The sequence below is a fragment of the Acinetobacter sp. ANC 4779 genome (genome assembly GCF_004331055.1).
Taxonomy (GTDB): domain Bacteria; phylum Pseudomonadota; class Gammaproteobacteria; order Pseudomonadales; family Moraxellaceae; genus Acinetobacter.
Window position 1 is genome coordinate 85377 of the sequence record NZ_SJNU01000009.1, and the last position, 23152, is coordinate 108528.

The 23152-nt window shown below is 40.6% G+C and carries 23 protein-coding genes and 1 pseudogene; 10 read left to right on the forward strand and 14 right to left on the reverse strand.

What is annotated here, in order from left to right; genetic code table 11:
• The first annotated feature begins 594 nt into the window (after nt 1-594).
• The 3 genes and pseudogenes from E0H80_RS11390 to E0H80_RS11400 all read left to right on the forward strand — a co-directional run bounded on the left by E0H80_RS11390 (nt 595) and on the right by E0H80_RS11400 (nt 4255).
• The gene (locus E0H80_RS11390; RefSeq protein ID WP_131365898.1) at nt 595-2994 is read left to right on the forward strand and encodes a membrane-bound PQQ-dependent dehydrogenase, glucose/quinate/shikimate family; all 2400 of its coding nucleotides are present in this window, start codon (nt 595-597) and stop codon (nt 2992-2994) included.
• Nucleotides 2995-3111: 117 nt separating this feature from the next.
• A pseudogene (locus tag E0H80_RS11395) lies at nt 3112-3312 on the forward strand (IS3 family transposase); the annotation flags it as partial.
• Between the two features lie 346 nt (nt 3313-3658).
• A complete protein-coding gene (locus E0H80_RS11400; protein WP_131365901.1) occupies nt 3659-4255 on the forward strand; it encodes a hypothetical protein in 597 nt (198 codons plus the stop codon).
• Nucleotides 4256-4293: 38 nt separating this feature from the next.
• Here the strand turns inward: E0H80_RS11400 and lysM are convergent, their stop codons facing one another.
• The 6 genes from lysM to E0H80_RS11430 form a co-directional block, all read right to left on the reverse strand.
• Nucleotides 4294-4776, reverse strand: a complete 483-nt coding sequence (gene lysM / locus E0H80_RS11405; protein WP_131365904.1) for a peptidoglycan-binding protein LysM — start codon at nt 4774-4776, stop codon at nt 4294-4296.
• 198 nt (nt 4777-4974) lie between these two features.
• Nucleotides 4975-5211, reverse strand: coding sequence for an acyl carrier protein (gene acpP / locus E0H80_RS11410; protein ID WP_004651013.1), 237 nt, complete (start codon nt 5209-5211; stop codon nt 4975-4977).
• Nucleotides 5212-5297: 86 nt separating this feature from the next.
• Nucleotides 5298-6032, reverse strand: a complete 735-nt coding sequence (gene fabG, locus E0H80_RS11415; RefSeq protein ID WP_067870201.1) for a 3-oxoacyl-ACP reductase FabG — start codon at nt 6030-6032, stop codon at nt 5298-5300.
• A complete protein-coding gene (gene fabD / locus E0H80_RS11420) occupies nt 6029-7015 on the reverse strand; it encodes an ACP S-malonyltransferase (protein WP_131365908.1) in 987 nt (328 codons plus the stop codon). The genes fabG and fabD overlap by 4 nt, the downstream gene beginning before the upstream one ends.
• 156 nt (nt 7016-7171) lie before the next feature.
• Entirely contained in the window at nt 7172-7357 is a 186-nt protein-coding gene (rpmF, locus tag E0H80_RS11425; RefSeq protein ID WP_067870197.1) for a 50S ribosomal protein L32, read from the reverse strand.
• Nucleotides 7358-7434: 77 nt separating this feature from the next.
• A complete protein-coding gene (locus E0H80_RS11430) occupies nt 7435-7992 on the reverse strand; it encodes a YceD family protein (protein ID WP_131365910.1) in 558 nt (185 codons plus the stop codon).
• Nucleotides 7993-8089: 97 nt separating this feature from the next.
• Here E0H80_RS11430 and E0H80_RS11435 point away from each other — a divergent pair, with 97 nt between their 5' ends.
• Both E0H80_RS11435 and E0H80_RS11440 read left to right on the forward strand, forming a co-directional pair.
• Nucleotides 8090-8752 carry an elongation factor P hydroxylase gene (locus tag E0H80_RS11435; protein ID WP_131365913.1) on the forward strand — a complete coding sequence of 221 codons (663 nt, stop codon included), beginning with the start codon at nt 8090-8092 and terminating at the stop codon, nt 8750-8752.
• 84 nt (nt 8753-8836) lie between these two features.
• Complete coding sequence (locus tag E0H80_RS11440; RefSeq protein ID WP_131365915.1) at nt 8837-9454, forward strand: L-threonylcarbamoyladenylate synthase; 618 nt, start codon at nt 8837-8839, stop codon at nt 9452-9454.
• A 346-nt stretch (nt 9455-9800) separates the two neighbouring features.
• Here the strand turns inward: E0H80_RS11440 and E0H80_RS11450 are convergent, their stop codons facing one another.
• Nucleotides 9801-10532 carry a GNAT family N-acetyltransferase gene (locus tag E0H80_RS11450; protein WP_131365918.1) on the reverse strand — a complete coding sequence of 244 codons (732 nt, stop codon included), beginning with the start codon at nt 10530-10532 and terminating at the stop codon, nt 9801-9803.
• A 293-nt stretch (nt 10533-10825) separates the two neighbouring features.
• Here E0H80_RS11450 and E0H80_RS11455 point away from each other — a divergent pair, with 293 nt between their 5' ends.
• Genes E0H80_RS11455 through rluB form a run of 3 tightly spaced genes read left to right on the forward strand, consistent with a single transcriptional unit; the run spans nt 10826 to nt 13397 of the window.
• Nucleotides 10826-11620, forward strand: a complete 795-nt coding sequence (locus E0H80_RS11455; RefSeq protein WP_131365920.1) for a segregation and condensation protein A — start codon at nt 10826-10828, stop codon at nt 11618-11620.
• Nucleotides 11620-12207, forward strand: coding sequence for an SMC-Scp complex subunit ScpB (gene scpB, locus E0H80_RS11460; RefSeq protein ID WP_131366035.1), 588 nt, complete (start codon nt 11620-11622; stop codon nt 12205-12207). Before E0H80_RS11455 ends, scpB begins: the two co-directional genes overlap by 1 nt.
• Nucleotides 12208-12248: 41 nt before the next feature.
• Nucleotides 12249-13397: a 23S rRNA pseudouridine(2605) synthase RluB gene (gene rluB, locus E0H80_RS11465; protein ID WP_131365922.1), complete on the forward strand. Its 1149-nt coding sequence runs from the start codon at nt 12249-12251 to the stop codon at nt 13395-13397.
• Between the two features lie 72 nt (nt 13398-13469).
• Here the strand turns inward: rluB and bioD are convergent, their stop codons facing one another.
• From bioD to E0H80_RS11490, 5 genes are all read right to left on the reverse strand, one after another.
• On the reverse strand, nt 13470-14111 hold the full coding sequence (gene bioD / locus E0H80_RS11470; RefSeq protein WP_131365925.1) for a dethiobiotin synthase: 642 nt from the start codon (nt 14109-14111) through the stop codon (nt 13470-13472).
• Entirely contained in the window at nt 14108-14878 is a 771-nt protein-coding gene (gene bioC, locus E0H80_RS11475) for a malonyl-ACP O-methyltransferase BioC (RefSeq protein WP_131365927.1), read from the reverse strand. Before bioC ends, bioD begins: the two co-directional genes overlap by 4 nt.
• A gap of 9 nt (nt 14879-14887) precedes the next feature.
• The gene (locus E0H80_RS11480; protein WP_131365930.1) at nt 14888-16045 is read right to left on the reverse strand and encodes an 8-amino-7-oxononanoate synthase; all 1158 of its coding nucleotides are present in this window, start codon (nt 16043-16045) and stop codon (nt 14888-14890) included.
• The gene (bioA, locus tag E0H80_RS11485) at nt 16042-17382 is read right to left on the reverse strand and encodes an adenosylmethionine--8-amino-7-oxononanoate transaminase (protein ID WP_131365932.1); all 1341 of its coding nucleotides are present in this window, start codon (nt 17380-17382) and stop codon (nt 16042-16044) included. Before bioA ends, E0H80_RS11480 begins: the two co-directional genes overlap by 4 nt.
• Before the next feature lie 86 nt (nt 17383-17468).
• Nucleotides 17469-18197 carry a YqiA/YcfP family alpha/beta fold hydrolase gene (locus tag E0H80_RS11490; protein WP_131365934.1) on the reverse strand — a complete coding sequence of 243 codons (729 nt, stop codon included), beginning with the start codon at nt 18195-18197 and terminating at the stop codon, nt 17469-17471.
• Nucleotides 18198-18390: 193 nt separating this feature from the next.
• On the opposite strand from E0H80_RS11490, the gene E0H80_RS11495 reads away from it, so the two are divergent.
• Nucleotides 18391-18921 (forward strand): peroxiredoxin, encoded by a 531-nt coding sequence (locus tag E0H80_RS11495; protein ID WP_228259994.1) that lies wholly within the window; start codon nt 18391-18393, stop codon nt 18919-18921.
• A gap of 130 nt (nt 18922-19051) precedes the next feature.
• On the opposite strand, the gene ftn is transcribed toward E0H80_RS11495, so the two are convergent.
• The gene (gene ftn / locus E0H80_RS11500; protein ID WP_131365938.1) at nt 19052-19516 is read right to left on the reverse strand and encodes a heteropolymeric bacterioferritin subunit Ftn; all 465 of its coding nucleotides are present in this window, start codon (nt 19514-19516) and stop codon (nt 19052-19054) included.
• A 476-nt stretch (nt 19517-19992) separates the two neighbouring features.
• Here ftn and E0H80_RS11505 point away from each other — a divergent pair, with 476 nt between their 5' ends.
• Complete coding sequence (locus E0H80_RS11505; RefSeq protein ID WP_131365940.1) at nt 19993-21057, forward strand: SDR family oxidoreductase; 1065 nt, start codon at nt 19993-19995, stop codon at nt 21055-21057.
• Nucleotides 21058-21113: 56 nt separating this feature from the next.
• Here E0H80_RS11505 and ligA read toward each other — a convergent pair whose 3' ends face one another.
• Entirely contained in the window at nt 21114-23147 is a 2034-nt protein-coding gene (gene ligA, locus E0H80_RS11510; protein ID WP_131365942.1) for an NAD-dependent DNA ligase LigA, read from the reverse strand.
• Nucleotides 23148-23152: the final 5 nt, after the last annotated feature.

Here is a 23152-nt window from a genome sequence, read left to right on the forward strand (position 1 = left end):
AAATAAAGACGTTTTAAGTCTTAAATTAAAAGTACGAAAAATATTTGAGGCTTTATATATTACAAGAAATTTTAAAATTAAATATTAAAAAGTGATAATTAATTCGTTTTTTCTTATATAAATACCATATAATATGCTTACTTTATCTCCTTGTGATAAAATTATCACATAAGCTTGTAGTTCTAGTATTGACTTTGATTGGTCATTATTGAATGTCTCAAAATATTTAAACTTATGATTTTTAAATAAAAAAGGTTTTATAGTACTAAAGCCTTTGAATCAATAATGCCCGATTGAAATGTTTTAACGTTTATTTGAAATAGCCGAATTCAGCAAAATAGAGGTTTTCCTGTCTTTTGCGCCAATGGAATTCAATTTCTCAATAAGCTCCCTGTTGAATCAAAATGAATAACCTGCTGATATTAATAAATTTATTAAATTTGGAATAATTCAAATCCTCAGGTTATAGCGATCAGCAGCATGAAAGCTTCGGCTTTTAAAGTTATTTCAATTATTGCTGGTTAACCCTTTCATTCATTTTTTTTGCTAAAAATGGATTGAAATTTAACCAAAATCATCCCAAAGAGATCGAATATGTTAAACAAAATCACGAGTATTGTTATTGCAATATTCGCTCTTGCTTTAATGTATATGAGTGGCAAATTACTCATGGTCGGAGGTAGCCCTGCCTATTTCCTCATTAGTATTGCCTTACTCATTACAGCAGCTTTATTGTTTCTTCAGAAAAAAATTGTCCTGACTTTCTACGCAGTAGTGATGTGGGCTATCCTGATTTGGATTATTGCTCAAGTCGGTTTCGATAAATGGCAATGGGTACCACGCGGTGCGCTTTTCGCACTTATTGGTTTATGGCTATCCCTACCCTTTATTGTTAAGCCTTTATACAAAGCAGCTGTAGAAAAACCTGAAGCGGAAAACCGTAAATTCCACCCTTTCTTAGGCGGTACGGTTTGGCTCATGATTGTCATGGTCATTGGTCTCATGTTCTATGATTCAATTCGGGTCACAGGTGATATTCAAAATCCTGTCGAAGCTTCTGATGCGAATGTTGCTGATGAAGAATGGACAGCTTATGGCGGTAATCAAGATGGACTTCGTTTTTCTAAATTAATGCAAATTAATACTGAAAATGTTGGCAAACTTGAAAAAGCCTGGGAATTTCATACAGGCGATGTACGTGATCCAAAAGTGGATGCCTCTGAATATACCTTCCAAGCCACACCTCTTAAAGTCAATAGTGCATTATATTTCTGTACTGCAAACAACCAAATTCATGCTTTAGAGCCTGAAACGGGTAAAGAAATCTGGAAATATGTACCTAAACGTGAAGGTTCATATTTACAACAACACCAAACTTGTCGTGGTGTGAGCTATCTTGATCTTGCAAGCTTAACCGCAGTTTCAACAGCGGCTGCACCTGCAGCACCGCAACAATGTGCTAAACGTATTTACACCACTACTGCAACGAATCCTAAGCTGATTGCTTTAGATGCAGACACAGGTAAATTGTGTGCCGGTTTTGGTGACAATGGTCAAGTTGATCTATTGAAAAACATGGGCAAAATTTTGCCACACGTTTACATGCAAACGGCTGCACCTTTAGTCGCGGGTAATCTGGTGATTATCGGTGGTTCATCCATGGACAATGGTTATGAATCTGGTAATCCATCTGGTGTGATCCGTGCTTATGATGCTGTCACAGGTCAATTGGTATGGAACTTCGATCCAGCGAATCCAACGCTTACTGCACCACTTGCAGAAGGTCAACAATATCCATATGACACACCAATTGCGTGGTCAACATTTACTGCTGATACTAAAAATGGTCTAGTTTATATTCCATTTGGTAATGGTTCACCTGACCTTTTAGGCTTAGGACGAGATGACAACAGCACTGTGGAAAAATTCCGTGATGCTTTGGTTGCGCTTGATCTTAAAACAGGTGCGTTAAAATGGAGTTACCAAACTTCAAATCATGACCTTTGGGATCGTGATAACCCAGCTCAAGCTTCATTACTTGATATTGACTATCAAGGTAAAAAGCAACCTGCAATTGTTTTACCCACCAAAGTCGGTAACATCTTTGTATTGAACCGTTTAACCGGTCAACCTATTTACCCAATTGAACAGGTTAAAGTATCACAAGAGGGTATTGCAGGTGAAAATTATGCAGCGACTCAACCTAAATCTGCACTTAACTTCTTACCTGAAACTTTGACTGAAAAATCAATGTGGGGTATGACGCCATTTGACCAAATGCAATGTCAAATTGGTTTCCGTAACAACCGTTACGATGGTAATCCTTGGACCCCTTCAACAGAGAAAGGTTCAATCATCTTTCCAGGTAACATGGGTGTATTTAACTGGGGTTCAATCTCAATTGACCCAGAGCGTCAAATCTTAGTCGCAACACCATTGCGTTTGGCTTACCGTTATAATTTGATTAAACGTACGCCTGAAACTGAAGAAAAACGTCTATTTACTAAAGACGGCACTCCATATTGGAATGAAAACTTCAAAGGTGTGTATGCAACTCAAATTTCTCAGTTTGCATCTCCGTTAGGTGTTCCATGTATTGCTCCACCTTGGGGTCGTATGGTTGCTGTAGATTTAAAAACGGGTAAAACTGAATGGGTTCGTCGTATCGGTAATACCAAAAACCTTAAAACTACTTTCTTGCCAATGCCATTCCCGTTGGGTTTCAACGTAGGTATGGTTGCTCATGGCGGTACATTAACCACTAAAGGTGGTGTTGTATTCCATGCTGCAACTGCGGATAACTTCTTCCGTGCTTACGATGTCAACTCAGGTGATAAACTGTGGGAAACTGAGCTTCCTGCGGGTGGTCAAGCAACACCGTCTACCTTCATCGGTAAAGACAAACAACAATATGTGGTTGTTGCTGCGGGTGGTCATGGTTCTATGGGAACTACACCAGGCGATAGCTTAATTGCATATAAAGTGAAAAACTAAGTTCAAATAAAAGGTAATTTCACCTCATTTGAACGTTAAAAAGAGAGCATAAGTGCTCTCTTTTTTAATATATCCAACAAAAAGCTTAATTCTACACTCAGACAAGGAGACGGTTAAGATAATGCACCGATTGAAAGCTTTTGCGGAATACTTAAAAATGAATTAGTTCATCACTATCATTATAAAAAAGAGAGAAAGCTAAAGCCGATATTACAAATTATATTGAGTTATTTAATAATCAACAAAGAATCCAGAAAGTTCTAAATTTTAAAACACCAAATCAAATGGCCGATGTACTTTTACAGGTTTGCTGCCTAGAATCTGCCAAGTGGAAGTCTGCTGTAATTTCAGCACACATCAAAACTATATAAAATCAGAAAGCGTAATACGTTAAACAACAAGATTTACTTTCCTACTCAAATCTATAACAAAAATAGCTAAAGCCAATTCAATTCAGAAACTTAAAATAGCTAAATACCACACAGATGAATATAAAAAATTATCAGATAAAATAAGTATTAAACATTAGAGTCCATCTTACTCAACTGGAGTCCAGTTTATAACAGTCTTAAGTTTAAGCATTCGCTGTCTAGTAATAGAGCAGTCATTGCGCTAGAAACAGCAATCATTTCCTAGCTATACTTTTTTTGAAAGGTGACGGTTTATGGACATAACAACTGAAGATCCACTATTTCAATGTCACTATCTGCCACGTTATTTAATTGGACTGATCTTTATCCCTGCCCTATTTATTGTTTTAGCACAACACTCACTCAGCAGCTTCAATATGATTCAGGATTTCAGTAGCCTGATTCAGTATTTATTCCATCAACCCCCGTCAGGTTGGTTATTAGTGACACTGATCATTCTGCTGGCCTGTATTGCCATAAACCTAAAACTTGTAGTGACCCGCCAAACGATATCCATACAAAATATGGGAATAAAGCTCAATATCGTGGTGCAGCGTAGTACCTTGTTCAAAGCTCAGCTTTATTCCTCGCATGCCTCAAAGTATCGTGTGCTTAAGCCACTTAAAACAAAGGCAGTAGACCCCAAAAGGTGGAAAAAGTGCAGTATCGGTTTTATTTTAAAACCTGAATTTCGAAAGAAATATAAAATGGCACATCTTGATCTAAATATGTTGAACAAAGGCAACCGACAACAACTCATCCAGATTTTGGCGCAACATTATTCTTTAAATCCTAACGTTTTTTTAGACAGAGAACAATTTTCCAAGCGAAAACTACAGCATAAATTTTAATAAAAAAGCGCTTTTCGCGCTTTTTTATTACTTTCTCTTTAAGCAGGGATACGAAGTACCTGTCCTGGATAAATATCATCGGCATTTTTTAACAATGGACGGTTAGCTTCAAAAATTTTGTTATATTGATTTACATCACCATAATATTCTTTTGAAATTTTAGACAAGGAATCGCCCGATTTAACTGTATAAAATTTACTTGCAGGTTCAGGCGTTGCAACAGTCATCTGATCATCAACTTTTGCCACATGATCAACATTCCCTACCGCCAGCACAATTTTCTCACGGTCTGCCTGACTTTGTACTTGTCCCTTAATGGTCGCCAGATCAGAAGTGCTGTTATAACTCACAGATAAACCGGTTACAGGCAAGCCCAACGCTTTAATATGGCCCAGTAATTTATTTGCAATTTCTTGCGCAGATGGCTCTGCTGGAGTAGTTGACGCTGCTGGAGTTGCCTGTGGTTCTGCTGGTGCAGTATTTTTTTTACCAATACCTTTTACAAAATCAAAAAGACCCATTTTAGTTCTCCATCTTGTTATTTATGCTATTAAAAATAGTGTTCTATTTTTATACCTAAAATTCCGCTTCAAAAAGATGCTGTTTGGTCATGTAAAGGTAACGGTATGTAATAAAAGCGATCCAACAAGCATTTTGATTTTCCATTAAAAAAGCCACCTAAAAGGTGGCTTTCATTTTCAGCAAAGCTGAAACAACAATTAACCTAGTTTCTTAGAAACATAGTCAATAGCTGATTGAACAGTTGTGATTTCGTTAGAATCTTCATCAGGGATAGTGATGTCAAAATCATTTTCGAAAGACATAACAAGCTCAACTAAGTCCAAAGAGTCAGCACCTAAGTCATCCATAAAAGATGCTTCGTTTTTAATCTCTTCAGCTTTAAGACCAAGTTGTTCTGCAACCGCTTGTTTGATACGTAGTTCGATATCGCTCACAGGAATTCTCCTCATTGCTTGTGGCGTTTTTAATGCCGTTAGTTTAATTGAATATCTAATTTTTTGAAAGTTTATACATCAGCTAATTAGCTCATGTATAGACCGCCATTTACATGTAAAACAGTACCAGTAATGTAATTTGCTTTCTCGCTAGCCAGAAAGCTCACTGCATTTGCGATATCTTGTGGATCCCCTAAACGGTTCAATGCCACTTGTTCACTCATTTTCTTACGAATTTCTTCACTTAACTGTTCTGTCATTTCTGTTGCAATAAAACCTGGCGCAACAGCATTCACCGTAATTTGGCGACTACCCATTTCTTTTGCAAGGCTACGACCAAACGCTTCTATACCTGCTTTTGCAGCAGAATAGTTGGCTTGTCCCGGATTTGCAAAGTGGGCAACGACAGAACTGATATTAATAATGCGTCCAAAACGTGCTCTGGTCATACCTTTTAAAACACGTTTAGATAGACGGTATACGGCTTTCAGATGAATATTGAGAATATCATCCCAATCATCTTCAGACATACGTAGTAACAAATTATCTTTGGTAATTCCGGCGTTATTAACCAGTGCCAAGACAGGACCATATTTTTGTTCAATATCTGTAACTAAGGCATCAATGGCAGTCGCATCACGTACATCCAGCACTGCACCAGCACCATTTTCAGCAAAGCTTGCAGATAATTTTTCTGCGCCTGCTTCAGACGTTGCCGTACCTACAACAAAATAACCGTCTTGAATTAATTGCTGAGCGATGGCAGCGCCAATTCCTCTGCTCGCACCTGTTACTAGGGCGACTTTACGTTCTTGTGTCATGCAATTTTCCCTTCAGCCACCAAAATGGCATTTAACGCATCCTCAAGACGACTTTTACTGTCTAGTGGAAATGCTTTTTCGATATTTGGTAAACGCTTCGCAAGATTGGCAAGAACATTACCCGGACCACATTCAACCACATACTCTACACCTTCGTCTTGTAGGTACTGCATGGTCTTGGTCCATTGTACGGATTGATACAATTGTGCAGTCAATGCCTGACGCACTCCTGCCACATCCGTTGCGATTTTCGCATTCACATTTTGTATTACAGGAAGGATAGGTAGCTCAATGGCAGTTTGTTCCAAAGCTGCTGCAAACTTTTCCGCAGCTGGTTTCATCAGTGAACAATGTGATGGAACAGAGACCGGTAATGCAATCGCCTTACCTGACTGTTCTTTTGCCGCAGCCATTACCGCTTCTACTGCTGCTTTATCACCAGCAATGACCACTTGACCTTGTGCATTGTAATTTGCGGCTTCTACTGAACCGTTCGCCTGTGCACTGACTTGCTCACAAAGCTCAATCACTTTGGCATCTTCCATGCCCAAAATAGCGGCCATCGCGCCCTGTCCTTGTGGAACAGCTTCTTGCATGAGTTTACCGCGTAAATGTACCAACTTAACGGCATCGCCAAGGCTCATCGCTCCAGCTGCAACCAATGCGCTGTATTCACCCAATGAGTGACCTGCAAGATATTTTGGTGCAACACCACCCAATTCCAACCACACACGCCACAAGGCAATACTTGCAGTCAGCAATACAGGCTGTGTAAATTCTGTTTGATTTAACCCTTCACCACTTTGGGCAATGTGCCATAAATCAAAACCAATCGCTTCTGAAGCTTCGGCAAAAGTGTCGGTCACACCACTAAACTGTTCTGCAAGTTCAGCCAACATGCCCACTTTTTGTGAACCTTGACCAGGAAAAACAAATGCAGTTTTTGTCGCTTGAGCTGCTTGCTCGAGTGGTTTAGCAGACATATCAAAATCCTTTCATGAGTCTAAGCTCGTTTACGAAGCGAAATTTAACACTTAATTTTTGTTTTGGTAATTGCCAAATACAACAAAAAACGGCAACAAAAAAAGGGAGCTTTCGCTCCCATTTTTTCTACTAAGCTTGACGCTTAATATCACCAATTATTCAGCAGCAGCTGCTTTAGCGAACAATTGACGACCACGGTAGATGCCATCTTTAGTCACGTGGTGACGACGGTGAATTTCACCAGATGTTTGGTCTACAGTTAATGCATTCTCGGTTAAAGCGTCATGTGAACGGCGCATGTCACGGCGAGAGCGACTTTTACGGTTTTGCTGAACGGCCATGATGGCTCCTTACAAAGATCGAAAAAATGGATCAGAACAAATTCAGTTGTCTTATACTTTACAGTATAACACAAAAATTAGTTAAGTTTGCCCTTCAAACCTGCCAAAACATCAAACGGATTATCCCGTTTTTCTTCGGCAATGTCTTCATCGGCGGGTTGATGCTTATGTACACAAACATCATGCTTGGGAGACAAAGGCATCAACAATAACAACTCATCTTCTATCAGTGCGAGCAAATCAGCCGACGCAGGCGCATCAATGCTACCTTTTATCGTTGCTTCACCTTCACCTAAGACGATGAAATCAGCATCCTCATCCAAGCGCTCTATCAGTGATTCATCATCCACAAGCGCTAAATGAAAGTCTGAAACGAGAGGAATTTCAACGGTCTGCAGACAACGCTGACATTCCATTGGAACTTTCGTTTCAACATGTCCATCTAACCATACGATACGATGATACGCATCCATTGATAGTTTACAGTCAATGTTAATCAATTGATGATCAATTGATCCAACGGTTTCACGGGAAATACGAACAAAGCGAGACAATGGCAGGGTACCTGACCATGTAAAGCCTTGCTCAGCCCATTTAAACGGCTCAATCTGTGCCGGAAAGGTATTTGCTGACATAATTAAGGCGGCAATTCTACAAATTCATGGGTACTCTGTCAAAGATTAAGATACAATTTTGTACTTATTTAGACAGATCATTTGGGTAATACAAGTCATGCATCAGTTGCAGCCGCAACCTGAAGTCACCACTTCATTACGGTTAACCACTCATTCAACCTCAAATTCTGCGGTTTATTTAGACCATGTGCAACTTTCACCTTGGGCTAATTTGCAAACAGAAGTTCAACAAGTAGATTGGCTTATATTACACTTTAATCACTGGTTTTCCCACCTAAATGTGACGCTTGTTCGTGGTGATTTTGAACCTGAATATTTTCCAGCGACGAAAGACATTGCTGCACGCATTCAGTTTGCGCATGGTTTCTTTAATAGTGCATTACACGAGATCAGCCACTGGAGCATTGCGGGCGAACAAAGACGCTTAGTGGCGGACTTGGGATACTGGTATGCGCCTGATGGCCGAAGTGCTGATCAACAGGCATTATTTGAGCAGGTGGAAATTAAACCGCAAGCCATTGAATGGTTATTTTCTCAAGCTTTCGGTCGAAAATTCCGTGTATCTTTAGATAATTTAACCGGTGCGGGCGGTGATGGCGCAACTTTTAAAGACAATGTATATGCCCAAATTCAGCAGTATTTTAATGGTAAAGCCAAACTTCCTCGCGATGCAGCACGCTTTATTCAGTGTATCTGTGCCTGTACGCGAAGTGGCAAAACATTACAAAGTGATGAGTTTCAACGAAAAATGTTAGACTAAATTACATAAACGCATCAAAGCTTGATTGCAAGACTTTGTAATATCAACAGATAATGTCTAAAAATAAATCGGGAGAGAATAAATATGCTTCATTTAAGAGTACATCCTGATAATCCTCAACCCCGTTTAATCACGCAGGCGGTAGAACGTATTCGCGCCGGCGATGTGGTGGTCTATCCGACCGATGCCGCATATGCAATTGGCTGTCAAATCGGCAATAAAAGTGCCATGGAGCGTATTGCACAAATTCGTGGCTTAGGGCCAAAGCATCAATATGCCATCTTGTGTTGTGATTTATCCGATATTGCCAACTATGCCAAGGTGGACAATGCCATGTATCGGTTGCTGAGAAACAATACCCCTGCTGTAACCACCTTTATATTGCCTGCAACCAGCGAAGTCCCTAAACGCTTGATGCATCCTAAAAAGAAAACCATTGGGCTGCGCATTCCCAGTAATCCAATTTGTCGGATGCTACTCAAGGAATTGGGTGAACCGCTTTTAACCAGCACACTGATTCTGCCCGACCATATAGATCCTTTAGATGATCCTTATGATATTGAAATGGAACTGGGCAAACGGATTGATGTATTTATTGATGGCGGCCTAGGCATTTTAAATACCACCAGTATTGTTGATTTATCTGGCGAGCATCCGCAAGTGATCCGTCGTGGTGTCGGAGATGTAAGCGCTTTCGAGTAAGCGCTTACATTCGAAACTGAGCTTAAAAGTAAAGATAGAGATAGAAATAGAGAATTATTTGATGGACTTATTCAATATATTACTCAATATCCATCAGTTCTCAGAAGAAGATACCATTTATGTTGAGCATCCTTGGACGCTAGAATCCCAGGCTCAAGTTATTTCCAGTTAGGATGATGCAAAAATTATAAATATCGAAAATAATGTTTTCATGTACTTTCTAGACGTTTCGACGGTCGATGAATTATTGGCTCAATGTGTGAATCAAAATTTATGTGACAGAGATACATGCCAACGTATCGTTGAATTTGCAATGAATATGGGACAACTGAAATAAGTCCAGCGATTATTTAATATATAAATCCATAAAGTCTTTTAATCGCTTCTTCTGCTTAGCTTCTGCATCAAAATTATCCATTTTCAACCAGGCCTGATATGCTTTTTCCAATTCAGGCCATTCTTCATCCAGAATTGAAAACCATGCTGTATTACGATTTCGACCTTTAGCTATACGGTGTTGACGAAAGGTTCCTTCATACTGAAATCCAAAACGTAAAGCTGCACGTTTTGAAGGCTGATTCAATTCATCGCATTTCCATTCCACTCGTCGAAAGCCCTGCTCAAAACAAGTTTTTAAAAGTAAATAGATGACTTCTGTAGAGGCTGTAGACTGCTTCATTTGATGTGAAAAATAAACATTACCAATTTCTATGACATGATCCGCAGGACATTGATTAATTAGCCCTACCCATCCCACCATTCTATGGCTCACTTCAATTAAATAATGCGTTGTTCCTTTAAAGTCAAAATAGTTATATAAAGCAATTCGCAACTCATCTGTCGTCTCAAAACCTGAATAAGGCAAATAAGTCCAACAACTGCGATCCGCTTCGGTTTTTACACATTGCCAAATTTGCTTAAAATGCTCTTCACTCAAGGGGGTTGCAGACAAATCATGTAATTTGACATTTTTACCGCATAGATTTTCTGCTACCAGATGAATGGACAAGGGATTAGCTACCGGAATCCCAATCATTTGACCATATTGGTTTTCTTGTACTTTTTGATAAAGTTTCATTTAGGATCAAACCGTGTTTATTTTAATTTATTTTATTTTATTTTGCGTAAAGAATTGCTTTTATGCCAGTAGAAAATAGATACTTAACAATGACATTGTTCACCTAACTTCCACTTAAATAAAAATTCCCTATTTTTTTTAGGTTTTTTTGTCATTTGTTAGCTTTTGTAATTTATTTGAAAGCCGTTTTCCTTTAGACTAGCCAGATTAATTATGTGCTTTTTCTTTCGATGCGAGATCGAAACAAAAGCCCCCCTGCATGCTTTTGAAAATTCGCGTGGCCTATAACTGTAATGAATCAACCGATCCATAATCCTATGGAGCAAGCTTCACCCATCCGCGTCATGGATGAGTGGCAAGAATCAATTCCAGAGGATTTATACATTCCTCCTGCTGCATTTGAAATACTTTTAGAGCATTTCGAAGGACCACTCGACTTCCTGATTTACCTGATTCAAAAAAGCGGTTTTGACTTATTACAACTTGATATTGCCCCGATTGCAGCTCAGTATTTATCCTATATGGATGCAATGAAGTCACTCAATATTGAACTTACCGCAGACTATATGGTGATGGCAGCTTTATTGGCCGATCTTAAATCGCGGCTTTTGCTTCCAAAAACAAACTCATCCATTGTGATTGAAAAAGATCCAAAACAACAACTGATTGACCGTCTTGAAACCTATTTACGGCTGAAACAAGTGGCTGAACGTTTGGGTCAGATGCCAGTTCTAGAACGTGATACATTTCCAACCAATGTCAGTTTGGGTCAGATTGCACAAAACAACCAAGGCTATGATATTGGTCTGTTACGCGATGCTTTATTTTGTGTGTTTAATCGCCCAGAACCGGTGATCCATCAGATTCAGCAAGAACCGGTATTACTTGAAGAGCGCATTGCCTTTATTCAAAGCCGCTTACAGTCAGGTGAAATCCTGCATTTCGAGGCCTTGCTGAAACCGAGTCAGGGCCGTATGGGCATGGTGGTCACCTTTATGGCCATTTTAGAACTTACACGCCAACAAAAAGTGAATATTATTGCAACAGGTATTGAAGCGCCACTTGCGATTCAAGGAGTATGGGCATGATGAATGATCAAGTCGCACCTTTGTCTGTTGCAGATAATCAACATGAAGTTTTGATGCAACTGGAAGCCATTATTTTTGCCAGTGAAGCTGCTGTTTCAATTGCACGCTTAAAAGAAGCGTTCCAAAACAAGTATACTAAACCAGAATTGCGTCAATTCTTGCAACAGCTTGCTATGCTACAACATGGCAGATCGATCGAACTAGTGGAAACCGCACAAGGTTTCCGTTTTCAGGTTCGTGCTAAATATCGCAATATCATTACCCAGGTTTGGCCAGAGCGACCAACTCGCTTGTCGCCAACCCTGCTCGAAACCGTTGCTGTGATTGCTTACCATCAACCAGTAACCCGAGCAGATATTGAACAAATTCGTGGGGTTTCAAACAATAGTCAAATACTAAGATCTTTGTTTGACTGGAACTGGATTAAGGAGTCCGGATTCAGAGAACTCCCGGGAAGACCCGCGTTGTTAGTTACAACGCCACAATTTTTAAATGCTTTTGGCCTGTCGTCTTTAGGTCAATTGCCTCCCCTGCAGGATGCCAAGGAAGCTTTTATGGCGCTCGATGCTCACGCACCGAAGTCATAGATAGGTGAACTGTTGATGATAATTTCTAAGGTTATGCTGTCATGAGTGAAAAATTACAAAAGGTGCTTGCACGCGTTGGTTTGGGTTCTCGCCGTTATATGGAAGAAGTCATTGCCGCTGGTCGTGTAAGTATCAACGGACGTGTTGCCCAAGTGGGTGAACGCATTGAACCAGGTGATGAGCTTCGCATCGATGGTCGTAAAGTCCAATTCCAGATTGAAGACGAAATTCGTCGTCGTGTTCTGATTTATTACAAACCAGAAGGTGAAATTTGTTCACGCAATGACCCTGAATCACGTCCGACCGTATTCGAACAGCTTCCTTCAATTCCAGGTGATCGCTGGGTGATGGTGGGCCGTCTGGACATTAACTCGACCGGTCTTTTACTGTTCACGAATGATGGTGAATTGGCCAACCGTCTAATGCATCCTTCAAATGAAATTGAACGTGAATATGCAGTACGTGTCATGGGTGAAGTAACACCACAACTCAAAAAGAACATGACTGAAGGCGTTGTTCTGGATGATGGTCCGGCAAAATTTGAATCATTCTCTGAAATTGGTGGTGAAGGGATTAACCGCTGGTATCAAGTGGTAGTAAAAGAAGGTCGTAACCGCGAAGTTCGTCGTATTTTCGAATCGCAAGGTCTTAAAGTTAGCCGCTTGCTTCGTACCCGTTACGGTACGGTAATTTTACCGCGCGAACTTCGTACCGGTCGTTGGATGGAGCTTGATAAAGGCGATATCGACAACTTGACCAAATCTGTTGAGTTGAAACCGCGTCAGGGTACTGGCCTGTTTGGTATGGCAAAACGTCGTAATGAACGTATGCAAGAAAAACCAATGGCTGCACGTCGTGGTGGTTATTTACGTCAGCAACGTCGTGATAACGAAGGCGAAGCTCAGCCGGAACAACGTCGTGACCCACGTCAAGCAAGTCCTGAACATGGCCGTACTGACAACCGCAGCGACAATCGTTTCAATAATCGCCCTGTTCGTACCGAAGGCAATACTGATAACCGCTTTAATACTCGTACTGATCGTTCTTCAGAACCACGTGGCGATGATCGTGGCAACCGTGCGCCTACTGAGCGTAACGGCAACACCTTTGAAAACCAAAACCGTGCTACAGATAAATTTGCACAACGTAAACCACCCTTTGGTTTAAAAAAAGGTTTTAAGAAATTTTAATTCTTAAATGCTTTTAAAACGAAAGCCACTCATTTGAGTGGCTTTTTTATCACTTTTTAGAAAGTGAACCTTTTAAAGCACCGGAATATCCATCCACTGCGCTTGAGGAAAATGTTTCGCCAAATACGCTTGTAAATACTCAGAAGTATCTTTAGAAATAAGCGGGTCTTGCGATTCATCATTCAGGTTATACGCCAAAGCATACAGTTCCAGACCACGACTTTTTAAAGCCTCCAGACTCAGTAAAGTATGATTAATACTGCCTAAACGCCCAGAACTGACCAAAATTACCGGGAATTTCTTTTCAGCCAAGTAATCAATGGTGAGCATTTCTGTAGTTAAAGGCACCATCAAGCCACCTGCACCTTCGAGTAAAACTACATCGTACTTTTCAGCCAGTTGCTTTGTTGCATCTGCAATTTTCTGAAAATCAATTTCACGACCATCAATTTTGGTCGCCAGATGCGGAGATGCAGGATAGCTAAATATTTCTGGCATGGTGAGCTTGCTTTCATCTTCGGGAAACCAGCCCATCTGCATCATTTTACGGTGCTGTTCAATATCTTCAGAAATATCTGTATTACCGGTTTGGATCAGCTTTTGAGTAATGGTTTTTTTGCCCTGCGCATTCCATAATTTTGCCAGATAACCCGTGGTATAAGTCTTGCCAATCCCGGTATCAATACCACTGATAAAATAAACAGGTGCTGTCATGACTTGCTCCGTGCAATGCAATAAATAGGATGATAGCTCAGCTGATAATGGCGCTGACCATTCTGTTCAAGTTCTGAAAATTTCAAATAATCTTGATAGAACTGCTGTAACGACTGTTTGCTCCAGCGATGCTGCGACGCGGTTGCAGTCACGCCTGTGGCTTTTAAATGTTGCAGTACTTCTTTAGGATGGTGAAAAGTTAATGTTTCAATATTTTCTGAAAGATGCAGGATTTCAAAATTCTTCAGCAGTAACTTTTCCTGAATTTCTTCAAGACTCAAATAATTTAAGCCCTGTCCCGTCAATGCCTTAATTTCTTTTAGATTCTGCTGACCAAAGGTCGAAAAACACAAATATCCTTTATCGGTTAGAGCATCCGAACATTTTTTAAATATTGCATCTAAATCACAGATCCATTGCAAGGCTGAACTGGATGCGATCAGACCAAGCGCGTGGGGAAAATCAAGTTGTTCTATATCACCAATCCGCCATTGCAAATTTTCTTTAACTTGAAAATGCTGTTGAACTTGCGGATATAGGTCATTTAAAAACAGTTGTTTGATTACAAAATACTGCAGCAGCAAATGAGTTAAATTGCCTGACCCGCAGCCAATTTCAAAAACACCATCCAGACTTTTTTTGGATAAGTATTCTTGCATTAACCGAGTTAAATTCTGGCAAATCTTTTTTTGCACCACCGCATGTTGCGTATAACTTTGCGCTGCTTTTTCAAAGCGCTGCGCGACCTGTGATTTATCAATACTCACCCGGCAAACTCACAACAATGCCACAAGCTGATCGAGGTCAGTCTGACTCACTTGTGTGGTCAGTGAAATACGTAATCTTGAACTATGCTTGGGTACAGTCGGTGGTCGAACAGGCATGATATAAAAACCGGCCTGCTGCAACTGCCTTGCTTGATCTACGGTTTTTTGTGATTCCCCGATAATGACCGGCACAATATGTGAGGTTGACGGACAATCAAAACCTTTACTTAAAACCGCTTGCTGTAGGGACTGACTCATATTCTTTAAATGCTGGCGCTCATTTTTTAAAGTTAAAAATTTTTGAAAAATAAAATCAGTCCAAGCCATACAGATCGGTGGCTGCGCAGTACTGAAAATCAGCGGGCGCATTGAGTTAATCAAATATTCACGAATGATCGGATGGCAAATCAAATAGCCTCCGACCGATGCCAGTGCTTTACCAAAGGTGCCCACCAGCAAATCAATATCCTCAATGACGCCATATTGTTCAGCGCAACCCAAGCCTTGCTCACCTCGCACCCCAATGGCATGCGCTTCATCCACATAAAGCATAACTTTAGCAAATTGCTTTTTAATCTGAACCAGTTCAGCTAGATCTGTTTCATCGCCATCCATACTAAATATGGATTCAGTCACCACAATAATGCGGTCAAAAGTCTCATCTGCATGGTAAGTTTGCAAAAGTTGGGTTAAATGATTTAGGTCATTATGACGATAACGCACATATTTGGCCGTAGATAAACGGATGCCATCAATCATGCTAGCATGTACCAGTTTATCGGCCAAGATGAGGGTTTTACTGTCACTTAAGGCCGGTAAAATTCCGATATTCATGTGATAACCACTGTTAAACAGCAGTGCAGCACGGCCATAAAAAGCCTGAGTTAAACTATTTTCCAGTTGTTGATATTCAGGGAAGTTCCCTGTCAATAAACGTGAAGATGATGAACTCATGATACGCAGTTCAGTCGGCGTTTCATCAAAAAACTGCTCACGCAAAGTTAAGTCTGATGCCAATCCCAAATAATCATTGGATGAAAGGTTGAGCATCTTCTGACTGTTAATTTCGATATAACGGCCTTGCTGAACATTGGAAGTAAATTGGCGCAAATTACCCTGCTGTTTCAGTTCATCCAGCTTTGCTGCATAGTTATCTAGCAGATTCATACTGAAACCTCTTGCATCTGCTCAACCACCTCGACCAATTGCTCTAATAAAGTATTCAGCTCTTGCTCACTAATCACGTACGGAGGCATTACATAAACCAGTTTTCCAAATGGACGTATCCAGATACCGCGCTTAACAAACTGTTGTTGCAGAGTTTTCATATCGACATTAAAGCTCAGTTCAACCACGCCAATCGCACCCAGTACCCGCACATCCTGTACATAATCAAGTTGCGATAAGGGTTGTAAATGCTGTTCTAGCTGTTTTTCGATTCGTTGAATATTGGCTTGCCAGTCCTGCGCCAATAAAACTTGTGTACTTTTCAATGCAACAGCACAGGCCAGCGGATTGGCCATAAAGGTTGGACCATGCATAAACACACCTGCCTCACCTTGGCTAATGATTTGTGCAACATGCTTGCTGGTTAATGTGGCCGAGAGCGTCATATAGCCGCCTGTTAAACCTTTGCCGATGCACATAATATCCGGTTCAACTTGTGCATGTTCCCAGGCAAACAGCTTGCCGGTACGCCCAAAACCCGTGGCAATTTCATCAAAGATTAATAACACTTGGTATTTTTCACAGAGCAATTTGGCTTGACGTAAATATTCAGGATGATAAAACCGCATCCCGCCTGCACCCTGGACTATAGGTTCCAAAATTAAAGCAGCAATGGTGTGATGATGTTCAGCTAAAGTTTTTTCCAGTTCTGCAATATCGTCCTGATTCCATTGATCATAAAAACCGACTTGTGGCGCCGGAACAAAGAACCGATTGGGTAGACTTGAACCAAAAATTTGATGCATCCCTGTCACTGGATCACAAACCGACATCGCATTCCAGGTATCGCCGTGATAGCCAGAACGTGGCGTCACGAAATTGGTTTTTTGCGTTTGACCTTGCGCAGAGCCATTTTTTGATGACCGATCTTTTGCAGACCCATCTTTTGCAGACCAATACTGCACAGCCATTTTCAGTGCTACTTCCACTGCGACCGATCCTGAATCGGCATAAAAAATTTTATCCAGACTTGGCGGAGTGATTTTTAACAGGAGTTTACCGAGTTCAATTGCGGGATCATGGGTAAATCCACCAAACATGATGTGCGACATCTTTTGCAGTTGATCCGTTACCGCCTGATTCAGCTCAGGATGGTTATAACCATGAATGGCACACCACCAAGACGACATCCCATCAATCAGTTGTCGTCCATCTTCCAGTTCAATAATGGCACCATAGGCCTGTTGCACTTTAAACGTCGGCAATGGTTGCGTCATGGAGGTATAAGGATGCCAGATATGTTCAAGATCAAACTCCAGATCAGTTAACTCGGTCATCCTTACCTCTAACAATGCATAAAAATTCTAATTTTTAGATCTTAAACTGCCACCGAATAAAAAGAAATTGCGATATAAGCCATTTCTTAAGATGTTTGTTTTATTTTTTTTAAATACTGGCAGATTTTATCATTTGTTTCTTCTGCATTAAATATGGGGAAACCATGTGAACCAGAGATCAGATCAACCTCTAAAAATTTTGCATGGAAATTTCCAAGATTTTCCACAACTTTGCAACTAACTAAATTATCCTGCTGCGCAAATAAATGATATTGCTTACCCTGATAGCTTTTTAATATATCTGCGACATTTAATTGTTCCAGCAAATTTAGACCTTGCTTTAACAGTTGAATTTGCTGTGGCTGAATTAAACTTTGCAATAGGAGGAAATCTGACTTGGTACTTTTCATGCCCTGACAGACCATATAGCCAAATTTCTTTAATGTCGCAATCGCATCCTGTTCAAAGGACTGTTTAAACTGCTGAAAGGTGAGTCGATCCATTGCAGTTTGCCATGAATCATTGACAACAAAACAAGGATTAGAAGCAAGGGTGATCAGAACTTTTTGTTGAGCATATTGTTTTTCAAGCTGATTTACCAGCAGAGTGGCCAGTTGCCCACCTAAAGACCAACCCACAATGACATCAAACTGTTTAGCCAGGTCAACCTGTTGTTGTAATATCTGCTCATCCAAGGCATTAAAGATATTAATCAACTCAACTTGATGACCTTGTCCTTGTAATAGCTGTTTCAAAGGATCAAGCAGTTTGATGCCACCGCCCCAGCCTGTGATGAGTAAAATACGTTGCAGCAATGTGAATCCTTAAATCCCTGTTCTGACTAACTACAGTATATAAAATTTGATGATTTTTAAACTGCACAAAATCCATCAAAAATGATCTAGGTCTGATGAAGCTTATTTTGTTAGTATTTAGAAAGATCCCGACAAAAAGAATATGCAGAATATGATCAACACTTCTAAACCATACAAAATCATCTTGCTCTGTATGAGTGGATGCTTAAGTTTTTCTCAGCTCACATCTGCTGAAAATCCCATTTTTTCAAAGTCTGAAACTTCTCAAAAACAATGGGTCGGAAAATCCGCACCGGGATTTAAACTACAGGACCAAAACAGCAAATGGCATTCACTCAGCCAATACCAAGGCAAATGGATCGTTTTATATTTTTATCCCAAAGATAATTCACCAGGTTGCACGCAAGAAGCCAATCAATTCAAGGCACTGTATCCACAGTTTTTAAAAAGTAACGCGGTGGTTTTGGGCGTGAGTTTGGATGATGTAAAATCTCATCAAAAATTTTCAGAAAAGTTAGCGCTACCTTTTCCCATTCTGGCAGATAGTAATCAGCAACTCGCGAATCAACTTGGGATTGTCCGTAACCTCGGTATTACTAAAATCGCCAAGCGAGAAAGCTTTTTGATTGATCCCAAAGGAACCATTGTTTATCACTACAACAGCGTAGATACACAGTCACATGCCGCACAGGTGTTGGCCGATATTCAAAAGTTTTCTCAATAGAGCTTTGCTTATTCAAATATTCAAATATTCAAATATTCAAAAGTTATACAGGACGATTCGGCTCAAATGATAAAAATGAAGCTAATAAAAAGCCCGACTCAAGTCAGGCTTTTTATTTTTCAATTTAAGTTTACATTTGCGATTGAATATAGTTTTGCAAACCCATCAGCTCGATTAAACGAAGTTGTTTTTCCAGCCAGTAGGTATGATCTTCTTCAGTATCAGACATTTGCTGACGAAGCATATCACGGGTCACGTAATCGCCTTTTTCTTCACACAGTTTCACGCCTTGTGCCAATTTTTCACGGACATGATATTCAAGTTTTAAATCTGCTTTTAAACACGTTACAACATCTTCACCGGTCTCGATGTCATCACGGTTCATATTCGGTGTACCTTCTAGGAACAATACACGGCGAATAATCGTATCGGCATGTGCTGCTTCTTCTTGCATTTCATGATCGATACGTTCAAAAATTTTAGTTAAACCCCAATCTTCATACATGCGAGAATGGATCAAATATTGATCACGAGCAGCCAGTTCGCCACCGATCAACATATTTAGATAGTCTACGACTTCTGGATTGCCACGCATTTCAATTACTCCATACCATTTCCCCTCATTATGGACAAAACTGCCTGGAGATGCAAAACAAAAAATATGTAAGTTTATGATTTTTATAAAATTAAAATGAGAAACATACGCATTTACAGTAGCTTTAGCAGAACTTTCCATATATAAAATAAGCCTTTGCGGAATCGAGCTGATTTTTTCAAGGATTATTTAAACAGTAAAAGTATATTTTTAAGATTTGTAACGATTACAAACGCTTCTTACTTCATTCTCGGATAAATGCTATTAATTGCGTGATATGGCTCTTAACCGCTAGTCGTTCGGTAGCATATACGTTTTATTTTAAATAATATTAAATCTATGCCGCGCATTTACCAATAAAAATAGAGTATTTTTATGCTACATCATTGCTAAAAGATGCATCAATTAGTCAAAGACAATGCTGTGTTTTCACTCTAAGATAGACACAAATTTAAAAAACAACAATGGTTTAATTTATGACGACTCCACAATATAGCTTGCCCATTCTGGTAACCGGTGCAACAGGTTACATCGCCAGTTGGGTGATTAAAAATTTACTGGAACAAGGTCATACCGTACATGCCACTGTCCGTGACCTGAATAAAAAACCCAGCTTTGCCCATTTAGAGAAAATTGCCGCGGAAACTACGGGCACACTTAAACTTTTTAAAGCCAATCTGCTTGAAGCTGATTCATTTGATGACGCCATGCAGGGCTGTGAAATCGTGTTACATATGGCATCGCCTTTTGTGGTGAACAACTATAAAGATGCGCTACAAGACATTATTGAACCTGCTATTTTAGGTACTGAAAATGTGCTGAATAGTGTCAATAAAACCGAGTCAGTGAAACGTGTGGTTGTGACCTCAAGTATCGCCGCGACTTATGGCGATGCTATTGATATTCAACATACCGCAAATAATGAGTTTGATGAGTCGCATTGGAATAGCACCAGTTCAGAAACACATCAACCGTATCCTTACTCCAAAGTCATGGCAGAACGTAAGGCATGGGAGATGCAAAAATCACAACAGCGTTGGGATTTGGTGTGTATTAACCCGGCGCTGGTTCTCGGTCCCTCATTAACTGCAACTACCCAATCAGGCAGTGTAGAAGTTCTGCAACAGTTTGCCAACGGCATGACTTTACTTGGTGTACCGCCTATGTGGAATGGTATTGTGGATGTGCGTGATGTTGCAAAAGCACATGTTCAAGCTGCATTTAATCCTGATGCTGAAGGTCGTTATATTATTAGTGGCGGTACTTTAAGCTTACTGGAAATGGGAAAAATTTTACGTCAGAACTTTGGTCCCAAGTTCCCGTTCCCACGAAATAAACTCCCCAAAGCGGCTTTCAAACTGTTTGGACCTTTGGCAGGTTTCTCCAAATCATTTGTTGAGCTCAATATGGGCTATCCGATCTACTTTAATGCACATAAAAGTCAGCAACAACTCGGCATGCAATACCGCAACATTGAAAACAGTTTGATTGAGCATTTCCAGCAGTTACTCGATGATGGTGTGGTAAAAAAATATCTTTAAATATTGAATCTCCCCCCATAAAAAAGCCACCTTCACGGTGGCTTTTTAGCTGAACTCTACATTTGTCCGTATTCAGCCATCAGCTTTAAAAATTCGGCTTCGTTCATGACTTTTACGCCCAGTTTTTCGGCTTTTTCAAGTTTAGAACCGGCTTTTTCACCCGCAACCACGCATTTGGTTTTACTCGATACACTACCGCTGACTCGCGCCCCTAAGGCTTGCAGCAAATGTGTCGCATCATCACGCCCCATACTACTGAGGGTTCCGGTAACCACCCAGCTTTCGCCATTAAGTGGCTGACGTGTGGGTGCAATGGGGGCATCCCAGTGAATTCCTGCCTCAAGCAAACGATTCACCACTTCCAGGTTATGTTCCGCCTGGAAAAAATCTACAATCCATTCAGCCGTAATTTCACCGACATCAGGTGTTTTCTTGAGTGCCTCAATATCTGCATTTTGCAGGGCTTCAAAAGTCTGAAAAGTATTGGCCAACATACGTGCTGTGGTTTCGCCGACACCGCGAATACCTAAAGCATAAATAAATGAAGCCAGTGTAGTTTTTTTACTATGTTCAATTGCATCCAACAGGTTCTGAACAGACTTTTCACCCATTTTTTCAATGGTGAGTAACTGTTCGCGATGTTCATGCAGGCAATAAATATCAGCCACATTTTTCAGTAAATCGAGATGTAATAACGATTCCACCCAACGCTCACCCAGACCTTCGATATCCATGGCTTTACGCGAAACAAAGTGGCGAATCGCTTCAATACGCTGCGCAGCACAGTATAAACCGCCTGAACAGCGTGCCAGCGCTTCACCTTCCGGCATCACCACTGGGGATTCACACATTGGGCATTGTTCTGGAAGATGAACTTCAACTGCATCATCCGGACGAAATTCTGGCCAGACTTTTTCCACTTTGGGAATCACGTCACCACTACGATAAACACTAACAGTATCGCCAATACGTATATCTAAACGGTGAATTTCCCCAATATTATGTAGCGTGACATTGGATACCGTTACCCCGCCCACTGCAACCGGATTTAATCGTGCGACAGGGGTTAAAGTACCGGTGCGCCCCACTTGCCAGTCAATCTTTTCAACCGTGGTTAAAGCGGCAACCGCAGGGAATTTATACGCCGTTGCCCAACGTGGTTCACGACTTAAGAAACCCAATTGTTTTTGCTGTTTTAAGCTATCGACTTTAATGACCATGCCGTCAATTTCAACACTCAAACTCGCACGTTTCGCATTGATTTCTTCATAGCGTTGCTGCACTTCTTGAATGCTGTCACAAATAAAATGACATTCCCCTACCGCAAAGCCAAACTGAGTGAGCCATTCCAGACTGGCAGATATGGTGGTTTGACCATGATGGGGTTCACACTGGGCAATACCATAGGCATAAAAGGCCAAAGGACGTGACGCTGCAATCGCCGGATCAAGCTGACGTAAACTGCCTGCCGCAGCATTACGCGGGTTGGCAAAGGTCTTTTCACCTTTGGCTGCATTTTCCGCATTGAGTTTCTCGAAGCCGGCTTTTGGCATCAGGACTTCACCACGAACCTCGAGTAGCGCGGGAACTGAACCTTGAACAGATGAAAGTACTTTAGGCAAGTTACGAATGGTTCTGACATTATGGGTAATATCCTCACCTGTTTCACCATCACCACGTGTTACACCACGAACCAGCACACCATGTTCATACCATAAGGAAATAGCCAAGCCATCGAACTTTAACTCAACATCATATTGAATTTTTTGATTTGGTAAACGCTCCTCTACACGGCGCGCAAAAGCAAACAGGTCTTCTTGATTAAACACATTCCCCAATGACAGCATGGGTACCGCATGGGTCACGCTTGCAAATTTAGTGAGTGCCTTTCCTCCCACTCTATTGGTCGGTGTATCAGCTTGTATATATTCAGGATATTGCTCTTCTAAGGCTTTAAGCTGATGAAAAAGTTGATCATATTCACTATCTTCAATGCTTGGTTGATCCATCACATAATAGGCATGATTATGCTTGGCTAAAATTTGAATCAATTGACGCATTTGCGCTTTGATAGTTGAATCTTGAGTCATACATC

Excerpts from the sequence above, each read along its gene's own strand:
- E0H80_RS11390 (WP_131365898.1), top strand. The coding sequence starts at position 595 with ATGTTAAACAAAATCACGAGTATTGTTATTGCAATATTCGCTCTTGCT.
- E0H80_RS11400 (WP_131365901.1), top strand. The coding sequence starts at position 3,659 with ATGGACATAACAACTGAAGATCCACTATTTCAATGTCACTATCTGCCA.
- lysM (WP_131365904.1), bottom strand. The coding sequence starts at position 4,776 with ATGGGTCTTTTTGATTTTGTAAAAGGTATTGGTAAAAAAAATACTGCA.
- fabG (WP_067870201.1), bottom strand. The coding sequence starts at position 6,032 with ATGACACAAGAACGTAAAGTCGCCCTAGTAACAGGTGCGAGCAGAGGA.
- fabD (WP_131365908.1), bottom strand. The coding sequence starts at position 7,015 with ATGTCTGCTAAACCACTCGAGCAAGCAGCTCAAGCGACAAAAACTGCA.
- rpmF (WP_067870197.1), bottom strand. The coding sequence starts at position 7,357 with ATGGCCGTTCAGCAAAACCGTAAAAGTCGCTCTCGCCGTGACATGCGC.
- E0H80_RS11430 (WP_131365910.1), bottom strand. The coding sequence starts at position 7,992 with ATGTCAGCAAATACCTTTCCGGCACAGATTGAGCCGTTTAAATGGGCT.
- E0H80_RS11435 (WP_131365913.1), top strand. The coding sequence starts at position 8,090 with ATGCATCAGTTGCAGCCGCAACCTGAAGTCACCACTTCATTACGGTTA.
- E0H80_RS11440 (WP_131365915.1), top strand. The coding sequence starts at position 8,837 with ATGCTTCATTTAAGAGTACATCCTGATAATCCTCAACCCCGTTTAATC.
- E0H80_RS11450 (WP_131365918.1), bottom strand. The coding sequence starts at position 10,532 with ATGAAACTTTATCAAAAAGTACAAGAAAACCAATATGGTCAAATGATT.
- E0H80_RS11455 (WP_131365920.1), top strand. The coding sequence starts at position 10,826 with ATGAATCAACCGATCCATAATCCTATGGAGCAAGCTTCACCCATCCGC.
- scpB (WP_131366035.1), top strand. The coding sequence starts at position 11,620 with ATGAATGATCAAGTCGCACCTTTGTCTGTTGCAGATAATCAACATGAA.
- rluB (WP_131365922.1), top strand. The coding sequence starts at position 12,249 with ATGAGTGAAAAATTACAAAAGGTGCTTGCACGCGTTGGTTTGGGTTCT.
- bioD (WP_131365925.1), bottom strand. The coding sequence starts at position 14,111 with ATGACAGCACCTGTTTATTTTATCAGTGGTATTGATACCGGGATTGGC.
- E0H80_RS11480 (WP_131365930.1), bottom strand. The coding sequence starts at position 16,045 with ATGAATCTGCTAGATAACTATGCAGCAAAGCTGGATGAACTGAAACAG.
- bioA (WP_131365932.1), bottom strand. The coding sequence starts at position 17,382 with ATGACCGAGTTAACTGATCTGGAGTTTGATCTTGAACATATCTGGCAT.
- E0H80_RS11495 (WP_228259994.1), top strand. The coding sequence starts at position 18,391 with ATGAGTGGATGCTTAAGTTTTTCTCAGCTCACATCTGCTGAAAATCCC.
- ftn (WP_131365938.1), bottom strand. The coding sequence starts at position 19,516 with ATGCGTGGCAATCCAGAAGTCGTAGACTATCTAAATATGTTGATCGGT.
- E0H80_RS11505 (WP_131365940.1), top strand. The coding sequence starts at position 19,993 with ATGACGACTCCACAATATAGCTTGCCCATTCTGGTAACCGGTGCAACA.
- ligA (WP_131365942.1), bottom strand. The coding sequence starts at position 23,147 with ATGACTCAAGATTCAACTATCAAAGCGCAAATGCGTCAATTGATTCAA.